The organism is Mycobacterium sp. 852002-30065_SCH5024008 (assembly GCF_001665645.1).
In the GTDB taxonomy this organism is placed as follows: domain Bacteria; phylum Actinomycetota; class Actinomycetes; order Mycobacteriales; family Mycobacteriaceae; genus Mycobacterium; species Mycobacterium paraffinicum.
Genome location: NZ_LZSZ01000076.1, coordinates 1 through 16,216, shown reverse-complemented (window position 1 = coordinate 16,216; position 16,216 = coordinate 1). Strand labels below are relative to the sequence as shown.

The 16,216-nt window shown below is 69.9% G+C and carries 18 protein-coding genes; 11 read left to right on the top strand and 7 right to left on the bottom strand.

Annotated features, from left to right (window positions below):
• Window positions 1-31: 31 nt before the first annotated feature.
• The 3 genes from A5781_RS09495 to A5781_RS25845 all read right to left on the bottom strand — a co-directional run bounded on the left by A5781_RS09495 (window position 32) and on the right by A5781_RS25845 (window position 2,506).
• The gene (locus A5781_RS09495; RefSeq protein ID WP_067204049.1) at window positions 32-400 is read right to left on the bottom strand and encodes a hypothetical protein; all 369 of its coding nucleotides are present in this window, start codon (window positions 398-400) and stop codon (window positions 32-34) included.
• Between the two features lie 3 nt (window positions 401-403).
• The gene (locus A5781_RS09490; protein WP_067204047.1) at window positions 404-2,248 is read right to left on the bottom strand and encodes a hypothetical protein; all 1,845 of its coding nucleotides are present in this window, start codon (window positions 2,246-2,248) and stop codon (window positions 404-406) included.
• An 84-nt stretch (window positions 2,249-2,332) separates the two neighbouring features.
• Window positions 2,333-2,506 carry a hypothetical protein gene (locus A5781_RS25845; protein WP_197503764.1) on the bottom strand — a complete coding sequence of 58 codons (174 nt, stop codon included), beginning with the start codon at window positions 2,504-2,506 and terminating at the stop codon, window positions 2,333-2,335.
• Between the two features lie 131 nt (window positions 2,507-2,637).
• On the opposite strand from A5781_RS25845, the gene bioB reads away from it, so the two are divergent.
• Genes bioB through A5781_RS09475 form a run of 3 tightly spaced genes read left to right on the top strand, consistent with a single transcriptional unit; the run spans window position 2,638 to window position 4,576 of the window.
• Complete coding sequence (gene bioB / locus A5781_RS09485) at window positions 2,638-3,672, top strand: biotin synthase BioB (protein WP_067204045.1); 1,035 nt, start codon at window positions 2,638-2,640, stop codon at window positions 3,670-3,672.
• A 14-nt stretch (window positions 3,673-3,686) separates the two neighbouring features.
• Window positions 3,687-3,914, top strand: a complete 228-nt coding sequence (locus A5781_RS09480) for a hypothetical protein (RefSeq protein WP_067204043.1) — start codon at window positions 3,687-3,689, stop codon at window positions 3,912-3,914.
• On the top strand, window positions 3,911-4,576 hold the full coding sequence (locus A5781_RS09475; protein ID WP_067204041.1) for a DUF2567 domain-containing protein: 666 nt from the start codon (window positions 3,911-3,913) through the stop codon (window positions 4,574-4,576). Before A5781_RS09480 ends, A5781_RS09475 begins: the two co-directional genes overlap by 4 nt.
• Here the strand turns inward: A5781_RS09475 and A5781_RS09470 are convergent.
• Both A5781_RS09470 and A5781_RS09465 read right to left on the bottom strand, forming a co-directional pair.
• Window positions 4,571-5,911, bottom strand: a complete 1,341-nt coding sequence (locus A5781_RS09470) for a lipase family protein (protein WP_067204039.1) — start codon at window positions 5,909-5,911, stop codon at window positions 4,571-4,573. The two genes, A5781_RS09475 and A5781_RS09470, sit on opposite strands and share 6 nt — an antisense overlap.
• Before the next feature lie 161 nt (window positions 5,912-6,072).
• The gene (locus A5781_RS09465) at window positions 6,073-6,789 is read right to left on the bottom strand and encodes an NUDIX domain-containing protein (RefSeq protein ID WP_067204037.1); all 717 of its coding nucleotides are present in this window, start codon (window positions 6,787-6,789) and stop codon (window positions 6,073-6,075) included.
• 46 nt (window positions 6,790-6,835) lie between these two features.
• Here A5781_RS09465 and nadA point away from each other — a divergent pair, with 46 nt between their 5' ends.
• The 3 genes from nadA to nadC are packed head-to-tail and all read left to right on the top strand — an operon-like array spanning window position 6,836 to window position 10,307.
• A complete protein-coding gene (gene nadA, locus A5781_RS09460) occupies window positions 6,836-7,885 on the top strand; it encodes a quinolinate synthase NadA (protein ID WP_067204035.1) in 1,050 nt (349 codons plus the stop codon).
• On the top strand, window positions 7,882-9,456 hold the full coding sequence (locus tag A5781_RS09455) for an L-aspartate oxidase (RefSeq protein ID WP_067204033.1): 1,575 nt from the start codon (window positions 7,882-7,884) through the stop codon (window positions 9,454-9,456). Before nadA ends, A5781_RS09455 begins: the two co-directional genes overlap by 4 nt.
• The gene (gene nadC, locus A5781_RS09450) at window positions 9,456-10,307 is read left to right on the top strand and encodes a carboxylating nicotinate-nucleotide diphosphorylase (RefSeq protein WP_067204030.1); all 852 of its coding nucleotides are present in this window, start codon (window positions 9,456-9,458) and stop codon (window positions 10,305-10,307) included. The genes A5781_RS09455 and nadC overlap by 1 nt, the downstream gene beginning before the upstream one ends.
• Window positions 10,308-10,312: 5 nt before the next feature.
• On the opposite strand, the gene A5781_RS09445 is transcribed toward nadC, so the two are convergent.
• A complete protein-coding gene (locus tag A5781_RS09445; protein WP_067204029.1) occupies window positions 10,313-10,879 on the bottom strand; it encodes a TetR/AcrR family transcriptional regulator in 567 nt (188 codons plus the stop codon).
• Window positions 10,880-10,919: 40 nt separating this feature from the next.
• Between A5781_RS09445 and A5781_RS09440 the strand changes: the two genes are divergently transcribed.
• The gene (locus tag A5781_RS09440; RefSeq protein WP_067204027.1) at window positions 10,920-11,948 is read left to right on the top strand and encodes a zinc-binding dehydrogenase; all 1,029 of its coding nucleotides are present in this window, start codon (window positions 10,920-10,922) and stop codon (window positions 11,946-11,948) included.
• Between the two features lie 98 nt (window positions 11,949-12,046).
• Here A5781_RS09440 and A5781_RS09435 read toward each other — a convergent pair whose 3' ends face one another.
• Complete coding sequence (locus A5781_RS09435; RefSeq protein WP_067204025.1) at window positions 12,047-12,469, bottom strand: nitroreductase family deazaflavin-dependent oxidoreductase; 423 nt, start codon at window positions 12,467-12,469, stop codon at window positions 12,047-12,049.
• A gap of 105 nt (window positions 12,470-12,574) precedes the next feature.
• On the opposite strand from A5781_RS09435, the gene hisD reads away from it, so the two are divergent.
• The 4 genes from hisD to hisH form a co-directional block, all read left to right on the top strand.
• Window positions 12,575-13,891, top strand: a complete 1,317-nt coding sequence (hisD, locus tag A5781_RS09430; protein WP_197503765.1) for a histidinol dehydrogenase — start codon at window positions 12,575-12,577, stop codon at window positions 13,889-13,891.
• Window positions 13,888-15,024: a histidinol-phosphate transaminase gene (locus A5781_RS09425; protein ID WP_067204022.1), complete on the top strand. Its 1,137-nt coding sequence runs from the start codon at window positions 13,888-13,890 to the stop codon at window positions 15,022-15,024. Before hisD ends, A5781_RS09425 begins: the two co-directional genes overlap by 4 nt.
• Window positions 15,021-15,641, top strand: a complete 621-nt coding sequence (gene hisB / locus A5781_RS09420) for an imidazoleglycerol-phosphate dehydratase HisB (protein WP_067204021.1) — start codon at window positions 15,021-15,023, stop codon at window positions 15,639-15,641. The genes A5781_RS09425 and hisB overlap by 4 nt, the downstream gene beginning before the upstream one ends.
• The coding region (gene hisH / locus A5781_RS09415; protein WP_067204130.1) for an imidazole glycerol phosphate synthase subunit HisH at window positions 15,638-16,216 on the top strand (579 nt) is incomplete at its 3' end. The genes hisB and hisH, both read left to right, overlap by 4 nt.

Here is a 16,216-nt window from a genome sequence, read left to right as displayed (position 1 = left end):
TGCGCGAGCACCACGGTCGCGCCGCCGCCGGTCACGGTTGGACTTGGACGGTCGCAATCGTGCGGTCCAGGTGGTGCAACTCCACCTCGACGTTGCCGGGCACGTCGGCGCTGAACTGGAACGTCTGGTTGGGCGCGGCCGCCACCTGGAACTTGCGGTCGGGCGTCGAGTGCACGTGCAGCTCGTCGGCGGCGTCACTGGTCACCTTCACCGTGATCGGCTGGTGCACCTTGGCCTGCAGGGCGGCATTGGTGGGAGTCACCTGCCCCTTGGCGATGGTGACATCGATCGTCGGGCCCGCGCCGGCGGGCTGCGACTGGTTATGTGAACCGCCGCAAGCGATCAACCCCCACGCCAGCGCCGCCACCCACGCCGCGGTCAGGGCGCTACGGATTCCCATCGATCACGCCGCCTGGGGGGTGCCGGGCACGGTGTGCTTCTCCTCCTCCGGCCGCTTGGGCAGGGTGTCGTAGTTATTGATCCGGCCGGCGCCCCAGGTCAGGGCGGTGATCACCATCAGCGTCAGGAACAGCACGACGATCCCCCCGGCGGTGAACAACCAGGCTGGCGCGCTCTGATCGCGTTCGCGCTGCAGGATGGTGACCTCCAGGACGAACGGCCGCGTGCTGGTCGCGAGCGCGGGGACCTCGGGCGCCGGGATGGCGTCGTCGGCCGGCTCGTAGATCGGCACGGCCGTCATCGTCCGGCCGTCCTGCAGCCGCAACAGCGTCTTCCAGTCTCCCCACACCGGGACCGGCTGGGTGGACCGATAATGCCCCGGCCCAACCTTGGCGAGCTTGTCGATCATCAGGCCACGGTCGTTCTGCATCCGCCCCTGCCAGGACAGGATCGTCAGCCAGTCCGGGTGGTCACTGACCATGGTCGTCGGGGAGATCATCACGTCGGCCGACACCATCCGCTGCCCCGCAGGGCTGGGGAGATCCGTCAACGTCACCGTGGCGGTGTTCTGGCCCGGCACGAGGATGTGCAAGCCGTTGGCCACCGCGACGCCGATCACCAACACCGCCGCCGCCACCACCGAGATGCCGACCCCGCGGCTTGGCAGGCGCTGGCCGGTGAGGACCACGCCGAATAGCGCGCCGCATACCCCGGTCAGCGCCGCGACGGGCACCGACATCGCCAGCGCCTCGCCCCACATGCTGGTCGGCCACGGGTAGTGGTACACCGCCCCGATCCACAGCGATTCCAGCCACAGCCCCACCGTGGCGACCGCGAGGCCGGAGACGGCGCCGAAGGCCACCGGACGCTTGATCAACGGGGTCAGCGCCACCAGCTCGACGACGAGGGCGGGACCCAGGTACAGCGGGAACCAGTTGATCGGGGCGCCCAGGATGGGGCCAACCACCACCGCAACCGCGCCGCGCAGCGCGATGGCGAACAGCGCCGCGATGATCGCGGCACCGCGTCCCATCGTCATGCGGGCAGCGACGGCCGCCAGCGCGGACGCCGCGGCGATCAGCATCGGCTGAAACACCAGCCGGAACTGCGGGACCCCGAAGTCGAACTCGATCTGGTAGACGGACAGGCCGATGAACAGCCCGCCGAAGGACAGGTAACGCAGGAAGGTGATGAAGGCGCCGTGGGTTACCTCATCGGCTTCGTGCGCCTCGCCTTCACGCTCCAGCATCAGCACCGAGAAGAGCGAGAAACACGCCCCGCCGATCATCATCAAATGCGTTGGGCCCCAGAGAGTTACGTCTTGCCCAAAGATCCGGTGCCAGATGTCGTCGAGCGGGAACCCGATCATCGCGTACATCCCGCAGCCCGCCATCAGCAGGCCACCGACGGGCGCGTGCCAGTTGCGCGTGATGCGCACCGACGCGGGGCCCGGCTTGTCGAACGGCAGCACGACCGAGACCATGCCGGCGACGAAGATTCCGAACAGGCCGATGATGATGAAGTAGTGCGCGGGGTTGGCCAAGGGGCCGGGGTCGCGCCCGTTGCCGATGTGCCAGCTGACGTCCCAGATGAACCCGAACAGGGCGCAGATGATGAACGTCGTGAAGATGAGGACCGGAAGCGCCACCCAATTGGGCCGGTGGAACTTCTCGCCCAGCTTGTCGGCGACCCGGGTCAACCACTCGATCCGATGGGTGCGGTGGGCATAACCGACCCACAGCATGACCGCGGCGATCACTACCGCCGCGACCGACAGCCCGATCACCTGGTTCAGGCCGGCGCCGCGCGCCGGTGCCTCGGCAACGAAAGTGAGTTCCGCCGATTTCATCGTCAAACCCTCCCAACAGCGCCCGACCGCCTGGCGAGCTGTGATCCAGCTCGCAGGAAGCGGAATGCCCAAATCGGCGGCCGGTCAATCACCGATTTCGTCGGTGCCCTGCGCGGAGTCCTCCTCGTCGCCGGGGGAGCGGCGGTCCTTGAGCGCGATGTAGAGGATCACGCCGACGACGATGATCGCCGGCAAGAAGGCCGGGATCGCCAGCAGGATCATGTGGTGAGCCACATACGCGACGTGCGGATCGGTCATTGTGGTGAGATACCCCGGCGGACGGCATGTTCTGCGGCCGTTACCCTACTTTGAACACTTTTTATTCAAGCTGCCACCACCGTGGGCAGGGGGGCCGCGTGCGCGGCCACCGATGATGCAGGGGAGTACGGGTGACTCAAGCGGCAACTCGACCGGCCACCGGCGCCAACGACGCAGACATCCTGGCGGTTGCCCGCGAACAGGTACTCGAGCGCGGCGAGGGACTGAGTCGCGAGCAGGTGCTGCAGGTGCTGCAACTGTCCGACGACCGGCTCGACGACCTGCTGGCGCTGGCCCACGAGGTGCGGATGCGCTGGTGCGGGCCCGAGGTCGAGGTCGAGGGCATCATCAGCCTGAAGACCGGCGGCTGCCCGGAGGATTGTCATTTCTGCTCGCAATCGGGGTTGTTCGCCTCGCCGGTGCGCAGCGCGCGGCTGGACATTCCCAGTCTGGTCGAGGCCGCCAAGCAAACCGCGAAGTCGGGTGCCACCGAGTTCTGCATCGTGGCCGCCGTCCGTGGGCCCGACGAGCGGTTGATGGCCCAGGTCGCGGCCGGCATCGAGGCGATCCGCAACGAGGTCGAGATCAACATCGCCTGCTCGCTGGGGATGCTGACCACCGAGCAGGTCGAGCAGCTGTCGGCGATGGGTGTGCACCGCTACAACCACAACCTGGAGACCGCCCGCTCGTTCTTCACCAACGTGGTGACCACCCACACCTGGGAAGAGCGCTGGCAGACCCTGTCGATGGTGCGCGACGCCGGCATGGAGGTGTGCTGCGGCGGCATCCTGGGCATGGGCGAGACGCTCGAGCAGCGCGCGGAGTTCGCCGCCGAACTGGCCGAGCTGGGGCCCGACGAGGTGCCGTTGAACTTCCTCAACCCGCGGCCCGGGACGCCGTTCGGTGACTTGGAGGTGCTGCCCGTGGCCGAGGCGCTGAAGTCGGTCGCCGCCTTCCGCCTGGCGTTGCCGCGCGCGATGCTGCGATTCGCCGGGGGCCGCGAGATCACCCTGGGTGACCTGGGCGCCAAGAAGGGCATCCTGGGCGGCATCAACGCGGTGATCGTCGGGAACTACCTGACCACACTCGGCCGCCCGGCCGAGGCCGACCTGGAACTGCTCGACGACCTGCAGATGCCTATCAAGGCGCTCAACGCCACCCTGTAGGAAACTTGGCGACTGTGGTTCGGGATCTGGGCGCTCCGGTCAGCGCCGGCGTCTACAACGTCTACACCGGGGAATTGGGGGGCACCGCAGTGCCGACAGCGGCGCAGTTGGGCCTCGAGCCGCCCCGGTTCTGTGCGGAATGCGGACGCCGGATGATCGTGCAGGTCCGACCCGACGGCTGGCGGGCGCAGTGCTCGCGGCACGGTCGGGTCGACTCCGTCGACCTGGAGGCCCAGCGATGACAGAGCCCATGGAAGGTCGGGACACGCCGCCGGCCGCGACCGCCCCGCGTAAGCCACCGGTGCGCGCCATCGCCGTCGCCGGGCTGGGGTCCGCGGCGGCCGGTGTGTTGGCCGGCGGGCTGTGGGCGTGGATCGCCCCGCCGATCCACGCCGTGGTGGCGCTCACGCGGGCGGGTGAACGGGTCCACGACTATCTCGGCACCGAGTCTGAGCACTTCTTCGACGCGCCGTGCCTGATGCTGGGGCTGCTGACCGTGCTGGCGGTGGTGGCGCCCGTGCTGGGGTGGCAGTGGCGCGAGCACCGCGGCCCGGGGATGGTCGCCGCGCTGTCCGCCGCCCTGTTGACCGCTGCTGCGGCCGCGACGGCTACCGGGGCCGCGCTGGTCCGGATCAGCTACGGCGCATTGAACTTCGACGCGGTGCCGTTGTCCAAAGGCCCGTCGGTGGCGTACGTCGTCCAGGCGCCCCCGGTGTTCTTCGCCCAAAACCCGCTGCAGGTCGCGCTGACCCTGCTGTGGCCCGCCGCTATCGCCGCGCTGGTGTATGCGGTGCTGGCGGCCGCCGACGCCCGCGACGACCTGGGCGCCCTTCCGCCGGGCGGCCGGCCTTCCGAAGCGCTGCCGGTGGGAGCAGGGGGTGCCGCCGAAGCGGCCGTGTCATAGCGGACGGCGGTGAATGCTCCGGCCGAAGATGACCTTGGCGGCGATCTTGGCCAGCCGGGCCATCCCGACGTAGGTCATCGGATGGAACATCGTCGGCCAGGTGGTCCGGATGAGGTGCTCGGTCAGGGGGCGGCGGTCGAACCGGTCCGTGAGCCAGCGCAGCGTCATCGGCGCCGACAGCGGGTGTAGCAGCATGTGCTCGTTGAACGCGTCCCGGTGGTAGGTCACCTGGGCGCCGCCGGCCGAATAGGCGTCGGCGAGCACGTCGATGTCTTTCACGTCGATGAGGTAGTCGTGGACGGCCTGCACGATCAACACCGGCGGCGTCGGCACGGCCACGCCCAGCTTGATGTTCTCGAAGACGTGCATCACCTCGGGCGTCGACAGGATGCTCTCCAGCGGCTCGTCGAGGTAGTCGCCCATGTTTTTGCCGGCCATCCGGACGACCGCCTCCACGGTGGTCATCTTCTCGAGCGACTCGAGCAGGGCGCGCCCCTCCTCGTTGCTGTGCTCCTTGATCACCCTGTCCAGCTCGGGGTAGATGTGGGCGAGCGCGGCCACCACCAGCGCGGGCAGGCCCGATAGGAAACCGCCGTTGAGCCTGCGGAAGGTGTTGCCCAGATCCCCGACCGGTGATCCCAGCACCGCCCCGACGATGTCCAGTTCGGGCGCGTAGTCGGCGCACACTTCGGCCGCCCAGGCACTGGCCAGCCCGCCGCCGGAGTACCCCCACAGCCCGATCGCCGCCTCCTGGGAAAGCCCGAGGCGTTCCGAACCCAGAGCGGCCCGGATGCCGTCCAAGACGCGATAGCCGGGCTCGTACGGCGCGCCCCACAGGCCCTGCAGCCCCTCATGGTCCGGCACGGAGACGGCCCAGCCCTCGGCGACGGCGGCGGCGATCAGGAAGAACTCGAACTGACCGATCGACCCGAGGGCCTTCGCCCGGCGCCGCAGCGCGTAGGACGGGAAGCAACGGGACGACACGGCGTCGATCGCGCACTGGTAAGAAAGCAGCGGGCACGGGCGTTCCGGCGCGAGCTCGGCCGGGACGATCACGGTGGTCGCCGCCGCCTCCGGCTCGCCGTTCATGTCCATCGTCCGGTAAAGCAGCTGGATGGCCTTGACCGGCTGCGGGATCAAACCCAAAAACGCCAGTTCGACGTCGCGCGAACGCAGCACCGTCCCTGGTTCGGCGTGCTGGAAGCCCAGTGGCGGCTGGTAGAACGGGTCGTCCGAGGGCAGCAGCGGGCGTACTTTGCGCTGCAGTTCCTCGTGCGGCGGCCGGGCGATCCACTCCGCGCCATGCGTGCCTGCCAGATTGCCGAGCTCAGCCATTGAGGCTCCCTTCTAGGCCATCCGGCATTGTCGCGCACGAACGGCAGGTAACCAAAACGTAATCGCCGCACTGTGAGCGAATTCCTGCCGGGGCGTGCAGAGCCGGACGCGCCACTGGCACCAATTTGCGATCGCGTCACCCGAAGACGCTTTCCGCGAGCCTAGCCGGGGGGCCGTAACGCGGCGAATTCATCGGTGATCCGCAGTCGGGAGTCGGTGAAGTGGTACAGGGCCGCCGGCCGCCCGCCGCTGCGGCCCGACTGCGCGATGGTGCCGGTCTGGCTGATCACGCCGCGGCGGACCAGCACGCGTTGCAGGTTCGTCGCATCGACTTGGTAGCCGAGCGCGGCGCCGTAGATGTCGCGGAGTGTAGAAAGCGCGAATTCCTTTGGGGCCAAGGCGAACCCGAGGTTGGTGTAGGACAGCTTGGCGATCAGCCGGGTGTGCGCGTGCGTGACCATCGGCTCGTGGTCGAAAGCCATCGGCGGCAGGCAGCTCACCGGATGCCAGCGGGTGTCCGGCGGTAGCTCGGGGGTGGCGGGGGAGGGCACCAATCCCAGGAATGTCGACGCGATCACCCGGGCGCCCGGCACCCGGTTCGGGTCGGAGAACACCGCCAGCTGTTCCAGGTGCGCGAGCTCTTTCAGGTCCACCTTCTCGGCCAGCTGTCGCAGCACCGAGGTGGTCATGTCCTCGTCGTTGCGCAGCTGCCCGCCGGGCAGCGACCAGGCGCCGCGCTGCGGATCCTTGGCACGCTGCCATAACAGCACGTTAAGCTGCGGTTTTTCCGTCGGGCGGCCCTTCGTAACCTGCTCGGTGACATGGCGAACCTGGAATACGACCGCGAGCACTTCGTGGGCGGTGTTACCATGAACCATGTTTTCGATTATAAGTCGAAAACCTCCTGGGCTGAAAGGAGCCGCCGTGACGGTTATAAATCGCATGGACACGCTCGCCGAACACATGATGGCCGACGTCACGAATTCACCCGCCGGTTACGCCGGTGTGGAGGGTGACGAGCAGTGGGCCGCCGAGATTCGCCGACTGGCGAAGCTGCGCGGCGCCACGGTGCTCGCGCACAACTACCAGCTGCCCGCCATCCAGGACGTCGCCGACCACGTCGGGGACTCACTGGCGCTGTCGCGGATCGCCGCCGAGGCGCCCGAGGACACCATCCTGTTCTGCGGGGTGCACTTCATGGCCGAGACCGCCAAGATCCTCAGCCCCGACAAGACGGTCCTCATCCCGGATCAGCGGGCCGGCTGCTCACTGGCCGACTCCATCACCCCCGACGAGTTGCGCGCCTGGAAGGACGAGCACCCCGGCGCCGTCGTCGTCTCCTACGTCAACACCACCGCCGCCGTGAAGGCGCTCACCGACATCTGCTGCACCTCGTCCAACGCGGTCGACGTGGTCGAGTCCATCGACCCCGACCGGGAGGTGCTGTTCTGCCCGGACCAGTTCCTCGGCGCACACGTGCGCCGGGTGACCGGCCGCACGAACATGCACGTGTGGGCCGGTGAATGTCACGTGCACGCCGGAATCAACGGCGACGAGCTGTCCGAGCAGGCGCGGGCGAACCCCGACGCCGACCTCTACGTCCATCCCGAATGCGGTTGTGCCACTTCGGCGTTGTACCTCGCCGGCGAGGGCGCCTTCCCGGCGGATCGGGTGAAGATCCTGTCCACCGGCGGCATGCTCGACGCGGCGCACCAAACCCAGGCCCACAAGGTGCTGGTCGCCACTGAGGTCGGCATGCTGCATCAGCTGCGCCGGGCCGCCCCGCAGGTCGACTTCCGCGCGGTCAACGACCGGGCGTCCTGCAAGTACATGAAGATGATCACGCCCGCGGCCCTGCTGCGCTGCCTGGTGGACGGGGCCGACGAAGTCGATGTCGACCCGGAGATCGCGGCGGCGGGCCGCCGCAGCGTGCAGCGAATGATCGAAATCGGTCAGCCGGGCGGCGGCGAATGACCGTCCACCCCGCCTGGACCCACAGCGCCGACGTCGTCGTCATCGGTACCGGTGTCGCGGGATTGGCCGCGGCGCTTGCCGCCCATCGCGCGGGCCGCAGCGTCGTTGTGCTGAGCAAGGCCGACCAGGCGAAGGGTGGCACCGCGACCCATTACGCGCAGGGCGGCATCGCGGTGGTCTTGCCCGACAACGATGACTCGGTGGAGGCCCACGTCGCGGACACCCTGGCGGCCGGCGCCGGCCTCTGCGACCCCGACGCGGTGTATTCCATCGTCGCCGACGGGTACCGGGCGGTGTCTGAATTGGTCGGTGCCGGAGCGCGATTCGACGAGGCATACCCGGGCTGCTGGGACGTGACGCGCGAGGGCGGGCACTCGCGGCGGCGGATCGTGCACGCCGGCGGCGATGCCACCGGAGCCGAGGTGCAGCGGGCGCTCGACCACGCCGCGGCCCGGCTGGACATCCGCGCCGGCCATGTGGCGCTGCGGGTGCTGCACAACGATGCCGCCGTCACCGGGGTCCTGCTGGGCAGCGTGGACGGCTACGGAATCATCAACGCGCCCGCGGTGATCCTGGCCTCCGGAGGTCTCGGGCACCTCTACGGCGCGACCACCAATCCCGAGGGCTCCACCGGTGACGGAATCGCGCTGGCACTGTGGGCCGGCGTCGCGGTCAGCGACCTGGAGTTCATCCAGTTCCATCCGACGATGCTCTTCGGTGGGAGCGGCGGCCGGCGCCCGCTGGTCACCGAGGCCATCCGCGGCGAGGGCGCGATACTCCTTGACCGGCAAGGCAATTCGGTGACGGCCGGTGTTCACCCGATGGGCGATCTGGCGCCGCGTGACGTCGTCGCCGCGGCCATCGACACCCGGTTGAAGGCCACCGGCGACCCGTGCGTCTTCCTCGACGCGCGCGGCATCGAAGGTTTCGCGACCCGGTTCCCGACAGTGACCGCCGCCTGCCGCGCAGCCGGCATCGACCCCGTCCGTCAGCCCATCCCGGTCGTGCCGGGGGCGCACTACGGCTGCGGCGGCGTCGCCACCGATGTGCACGGCCAGACGGAATTGCCCGGCCTGTTCGCCGCCGGCGAGGTGGCGCGCACCGGACTGCACGGCGCCAATCGGCTGGCGTCCAACAGCCTGCTGGAGGGCCTGGTGGTCGGTGGCCGCGCCGGGAAAGCCGCGGCCGCGCACGCGATGGCGGCCGGGCGCGTCAGGGCTGTCGAGCCCGAGCCCATCGCCCACACCGCCCCGGAACGCGGCGCATTGCAGGCCGCGATGAGCCGCGATGCCTCGGTGGTGCGCGACGCCGCCGGGCTGCACCGCTTGTCCGAGACGCTGTCGGGGGCGCGGGTGCGCCCCATCGCCGGCCGCCGCGACTTCGAGGACGTCGCGTTGACCGTCGCCGCCCGCGCGGTGACCGCCGCGGCCCTGGCCCGCAACGAGAGCCGGGGCTGCCACCATCGCGCCGAATACCCGGACCCCGCACCGGAACAGGCCCGCAGCAGCGTGCTGCGGCTGGCCGACGACCACAGCTCGGTGCTGGTGGAGGCGCTGGCGGCGGTGGGCTGATGATGCTGCCCGACGAACGAAGCGCCGCTCAGGACACCATCCGGCGCGGTCTGGAAGAGGACCTGCGCTACGGCCCCGACATCACCACCCTCGCGACGGTGCCCGCCGGTGCGGTGGCCACGGCGTCGATGGTGCCCCGCGAGCCGGGCGTGATCGCCGGCGTCGAGGTCGCGCTGCTGGTCCTCGACGCCGTCCTCCCCGGGGGCTACGAAGTGGTGCACAGCGTCGAGGACGGCGCCCGGCTGCAGCCGGGCGAGCCGATGCTGACCGTGCGCGCGGACGCCCGCGGCCTGCTGACCGCCGAGCGGACCATGCTGAACCTGGTGTGTCACCTGTCGGGCATCGCCACCACGACGGCGGCCTGGGTCGAGGCCGTGGAGGGCACCAAGGCCAAGGTCCGCGACACCCGCAAAACCCTGCCCGGGCTGCGCGCGCTGCAGAAGTACGCGGTGCGGGTCGGCGGCGGCGTCAACCACCGGATGGGGCTCGGCGATGCGGCGCTGATCAAGGACAACCACGTGGTCGCCGCGGGCTCGGTGGTGGACGCGCTGCGGGCGGTGCGCGACGCGGCGCCGGATCTGCCGTGCGAGGTGGAGGTGGACTCCCTCGAGCAGCTGGACGAGGTGCTGGGCGAAAAGCCGGAACTGGTGCTGCTGGACAACTTCCCGGTGTGGCAGGCGCAGATGGCCGTGCAGCGTCGCGACGCGCGCGCCCCCGCCGTGCTGCTCGAGGCCTCCGGCGGGCTCAGCCTGGAAAACGCCGCCACCTACGCGGCAACCGGGGTGGACTACCTGGCCGTCGGCGCGCTGACGCACTCGGTGCGCGCGCTCGATGTCGGCCTGGACATGTAAGGGTCCTAGCCGCGCAGCAGCGTGCGCGCGGCCGGTTTGGCGGCGTCGAGCGCGCCCGCGTCACCGGAGATCCTGGACAGGATCAGCGCTCCCTCGATCAGCGAGATCACGGCCAGCGCAACCCGTTTCGCCTCGGCCGCCGACCAGCCGTCGGAGCACAGCCGCTGCTCGACTGCCGCACACCAGCCCCTGAACGCGCGGGCCGACGCGTCGCGCACCAGCGGGCTGGCGTTCACCGACTCGGTGGCGATCGGCTCGATCGGGCAGCCGTCGCGCCGATCGCCGGCCAACCCCGCGGCCAGCAGATCGATCCAGCGATCGACGATGTCTGCCGCCGGCCGGCCCGTCGCCAGGAACCGCCGCAGCAGTTGTTCGATGCCGGCGCCTTTGGTTTCGACGACCGCCGCGGCCAGCTGTTGTTTGCCCTGTGGGAAGTGGTGATACAGCGAACCGGGCTTGACGCCGGCTTCCTCGAGGATCTGGTTCAGGCCTGTCGCCGCGTAGCCCTGGCGGCGAAACAGCGTGGCGGCCCTATCGATCAACGCGGTGCGGCTGCGGTCGGGTCTCGGCACGCTATTGACTTTACTTGAGTGATCACTCAAGAATGCAGAGATGAGGCAGCTGACGTACGAAGACACCGGGCGATACGCGTGGCGTCAGGTGCCCGAACCCCAGCTCAGCGCTCCCGAGCAGGCGCTGATCCGGCCGCTGACGGTGGCGTGTTGCGACCTCGACGTCGCGGTGTGCAATGGGCGGCTGCCCTTGCCGCCGGGGTACGCGGTGGGCCACGAAGGATTGGCCGAGGTCGTCGCCGTCGGCGATGAGGTCAGGGGCGCCCGGGTCGGCGACCGCGTCGTGGTGCCGTTTCAGATCAGCTGCGGGGCCTGCCGCGAATGCCGCCGCGGCGTGACCGGTTCGTGCAGCGCAGTGCCATTGATGGCGGCCTACGGGATGGCACCGATCGCCGGCCTTGACGGCGGCGGCTTTATGTCGGATCTGGTGCTGGTCCCGTACGCCGACGCGATGCTCATCCCGTTGCCCGACGCCGTCGACCCCGTCTCCATCGCGTCCCTGTCGGACAACATTCCCGACGGCTGGCGCACCGTCGGGCCGTTTGGGGCAGAACTGGAGGCACTGGATCCGGTCGATCGCCGCGTCCTCGTGCTCGGACGGCTGTCGATCGGCCTGTACTCGGCTGCGATCGCCGCGGCGCTGGGGGCTCACGTCGACTACGTCGACACCGACCCGCAGCGGCTGGCCGCCGCCGAGAAGCTCGGCGCGGTGGTCCACGACGCCGCCAAACCGGACAAGTCTTGGGGCTCTTACCCGGTCACGGTGCACACCACCAGCGATCCGGCGCTGTTAGCGGCGACACTGCGCGCGACCTGGCCGGACGGCGTCTGCACCGACACCGCGATCTACCCCGAATACAAGGTCGAGATGCCGCTGCTGCCGATGTACTCGCGCGGCGTCCGGTTCATCACCGGACGCGTCAGCGCGCGCACGGTCATCCCGCGCGTGCTCGAACTGCTCGCGGGCGGTCTGGACGTGTCGCCGGCCGTCGACCGCGTCGTCGCCTGGGAAGACGCCCCATCGGCCTGGCCGACGATGACCGGCAAGACGGTCTTCACCAGGGCGTAGACCGCTCGAGTGTGCGTCCAGGGCGTTGAGTGTGCGCCCAGGGCGCTCTCCAGCGGCGTGTCGCCACCGTGAGCGCACCCCCAAAAGCGCGCCGCGCCTCAGGCGATGTCGCCGACGAAAACGCCGATCCGCCGGAGCTGCATCCGGGCCATCCGCGGCAGACGTTCGGCGTCGGGGCCCTCGGAACCGGCCGGCAGGATCCGCGGATTGGTGATGTGCACCACGCGGTTGCGGCTGAACGCTACGTCGGCCTCGCCGGCCGCCAGCACGTTCTTGACCCAGTTCGTCTTGCCGTGGCCCAGCGCGATCGCCAGCACGTTTCCCTTGCGATAGGGGGTGATGACCGTCTCGTACGGCGTGCCGGAGGTGCGGCCGCGGTGCTTGATGGTCGCCGTGCCGGGCAGAAAGCGGGCGATCGGCTTGACCGCCGGGTTGAAATACTTGATCTGAAAGCGCTCGAACCAGGGCGGGAACACCATCGGGACGCCCGGGGCGTTGTTGGGGTGATCCTTCGCGGACATGACGGCTCCCTGCGTTGTGTGGGCGTTCCACGGGCACTGTACCGGGCGGATATCCACTTGAGTTGCTCTGGGACAATGGAGGCAATGAGTACCGCTTCAGCACCCGTGATGGCCCGCATAGACCTGCGGGGCGTCGAGCTGACGGCTGCCCGATTGCGGAGCGCGCTCCCGCGCGGCGGCGCCGACGTGGAGAGCGTGCTGCCCAAGGTGCGGCCGATCGTGCAGGCCGTGGCCGAGCGCGGCGCCGAGGCGGCGCTGGAGTTCGGGGCGTCGTTTGACGGTGTGCGGCCCGCGGCGGTCCGGGTCCCCGAGGCGGCTCTGGAAGCGGCGCTGGCCGGCTTGGAACCCGACGTCGTGGACGCCCTGCGGGTGATGATCGAACGCACCCGCGCGGTGCACGCCGACCAGCGCCGTGCCGACGTCACCACCACGCTCGGCCCGGGCGCGACGGTCACCGAGCGGTGGGTGCCGGTCGAGCGGGTGGGCCTGTACGTGCCCGGCGGCAACGCGGTGTACCCGTCCAGCGTGGTGATGAACGTGGTGCCCGCGCAGGCCGCCGGCGTCGACTCGCTGGTGGTGGCCAGCCCGCCGCAGGCTCGCTTTGACGGCCTGCCGCATCCGACGATCCTGGCCGCCGCCCGGCTACTCGGGGTCGACGAAGTGTGGGCCGTCGGCGGCGCGCAGGCGGTGGCGCTGCTGGCCTACGGCGGCAGCGACACGGACGGCTCCGAGCTGGCGCCGGTCGACCTGATCACCGGGCCCGGCAATATCTACGTCACCGCCGCCAAGCGGCTGTGCCGCTCGCGCGTGGGCATCGACGCCGAGGCCGGGCCCACCGAGATCGCCATCCTCGCCGACCACACCGCCGACCCGGCGCACGTGGCCGCCGACCTGATCAGCCAGGCCGAGCACGACGAGATGGCGGGCAGCGTGCTGGTCACCCCGAGCGAGGACCTGGCCACCGCGACCGACGCCGAGGTGGCCGCCCAGCTACGCACCACGGTGCATCGCGACCGGGTGACCGCCGCGCTCGGCGGTCGCCAGTCGGCGATCATCCTGGTCGACGATCTCGACGCCGCCATCCAGGTGGTCAACGCCTACGCCGCCGAGCACCTGGAGATCCAGACCGCCGACGCGTCGGCGGTCGCCGGCCGAATACGTTCGGCCGGAGCCATTTTCGTCGGTCCGTACTCACCGGTGAGCCTCGGCGACTACTGCGCCGGATCCAATCACGTGCTGCCCACGGCGGGCTCGGCGCGGCATTCCAGCGGCCTGTCGGTGCAGACCTTCCTGCGCGGCATCCACGTCGTCGACTACACCGAGGCCGCCCTCAAGGACGTCTCGGGACACGTGGTCACGCTGGCCAAGGCCGAAGACCTTCCGGCGCACGGCGAGGCGATCCGGCGGAGGTTCGAGCGATGACCGGCGCGGAGAACCCGACGCTGGACGACCTGCCCCTGCGCGAGGATTTGCGCGGCAAGTCACCTTACGGCGCACCACAACTGGCCGTCCCGGTGCGGCTGAACACCAACGAGAACCCGCACCCGCCCAGCCGGGCGCTGGTGGACGATGTGGTGCGGTCGGTGGCCGAGGCGGCCGCCGACCTGCACCGCTATCCCGATCGCGACGCGGTGGACCTGCGCGGCGATCTCGCCGGCTACCTCACCGCGCAGACCGGCGTGCAGCTCGGGGTGGAAAACGTCTGGGCCGCAAACGGATCCAACGAGATCCTGCAACAGCTGCTGCAGGCATTCGGCGGGCCCGGGCGCACCGCGATCGGGTTCGCCCCGTCCTACTCGATGCACCCGATCATCGCCGGCGCCACGCGCACGGAATGGCTGGAGGGCGTCCGCGCCGACGACTTCAACCTCGACGTGGACAGGGCGGTCGCCGCCGTCGCCGAACATCAACCCGATGTGGTCTTCCTCGCCAGCCCGAACAACCCGTCCGGGCAGAGCGTTTCGCTGCCGGCTCTGCGGCGGCTGCTCGACGCGGTGCCGGGAATCTTGATCGTCGACGAGGCCTACGGTGAGTTCTCCTCCGAGCCGAGTGCCGTCGGGCTGGTGCGGGAGTATCCGACCAAGCTCATCGTCACCCGCACCATGAGCAAGGCGTTCGCCTTCGCCGGCGGGCGGCTCGGCTACCTGATCGCCACGCCCGCGGTGATCGACGCGATGCTGCTGGTCCGGCTGCCGTATCACCTGTCGTCGGTCACGCAGGCCGCGGCCCGGGCCGCGCTGCGGCACGCGGACGACACCCTGAGTAGCGTTGCGGCGCTGATCGCCGAACGGGAACGGGTCACAACCGCCCTGACCGGCATGGGTTTTCGCGTGATCCCCAGCGACGCGAACTTCGTGCTGTTCGGACAATTCGCCGACGCCCCGGCCGCCTGGCAGCGCTACTTGGACGCCGGCGTCCTGATCCGCGACGTCGGGATTGACGGCTACCTGCGGGCCACGACCGGACTGGCCGAAGAGAACGACGCGTTCCTGCGGGCCAGCGCCCAAATCGCTGCCACCGAACTGGTCCCAGCCACCCCAGTAGGAGCCCCGTGACCACTATTGCGACTCGGCGCGCGCGTATCGAGCGTCGCACCAAGGAATCTGACATCGTCATCGAGCTCGACCTCGACGGTACCGGGCAGGTCCACGTCGACACCGGCGTGCCGTTCTACGACCACATGCTGACGGCGCTGGGGACCCACGCCAGCTTTGACCTGAACGTCCGCACCAAGGGCGACGTCGAGATCGAGGGCCACCACACCATCGAGGACACCGCCATCGCGCTGGGGCAGGCGCTCGGCCAGGCCCTGGGCGACAAGCGGGGCATCCGCCGGTTCGGCGACGCCTTCATCCCGATGGACGAGACGCTGGCCCACGCCGTCGTCGACGTGTCCGGCCGGCCCTACTGCGTGCACACCGGTGAGCCGGATCACCTGCGGCACACCACCATTGCCGGCAGCTCGGTGCCCTACCACACCGTGATCAACCGGCACGTGTTCGAGTCGCTCGCCATGAACGCGCGCATCGCGCTGCACGTGCGCGTCCTGTACGGGCGCGACCCGCACCACGTCACCGAGGCGCAGTACAAGGCGGTGGCGCGCGCGTTGCGTCAGGCCGTCGAGCCCGATCCCCGGGTGTCGGACGTGCCGTCCACCAAAGGTGTTCTGTGACAAAACCATCCGTCGTGGTCCTGGATTACGGCTCGGGCAACCTACGGTCGGCCCAGCGCGCGCTCGAGCGGGCGGGCGCATCGGTCGAGGTGACCGCCGACGCCGATGCGGCGGCCGCCGCCGACGGGCTGGTGGTGCCCGGCGTCGGGGCCTTCGAGGCCTGCATGACCGGCCTGCGCAGAGTCAAGGGGGACCGCATCATCGCCGACCGGGTCGCCGCCGGGCGCCCGGTGCTGGGCGTCTGCGTGGGCATGCAGATCCTGTTCGCCAGCGGCGTCGAATTCGGTGTGCAGACAACGGGTTGCGGCCAGTGGCCGGGAGAGGTCACCCGGCTGGATGCCCCGGTGATCCCGCACATGGGCTGGAACGTCGTGGAATCCGGGGAAGGCACCACCCTGTTCAAGGGGCTGGACGCCGACACCCGCTTCTACTTCGTGCACTCCTACGCCGCGCAGAACTGGGAGGGTTCGCCCGAGGCCGTGCTCACCTGGGCCACCCACCGGGTGCCCTTCCTGGCCGCCGTCGAGCAAGGGCCGCTGTCGGCCACCCAGTTCCACCCCGAAAAGAGCGGGGAT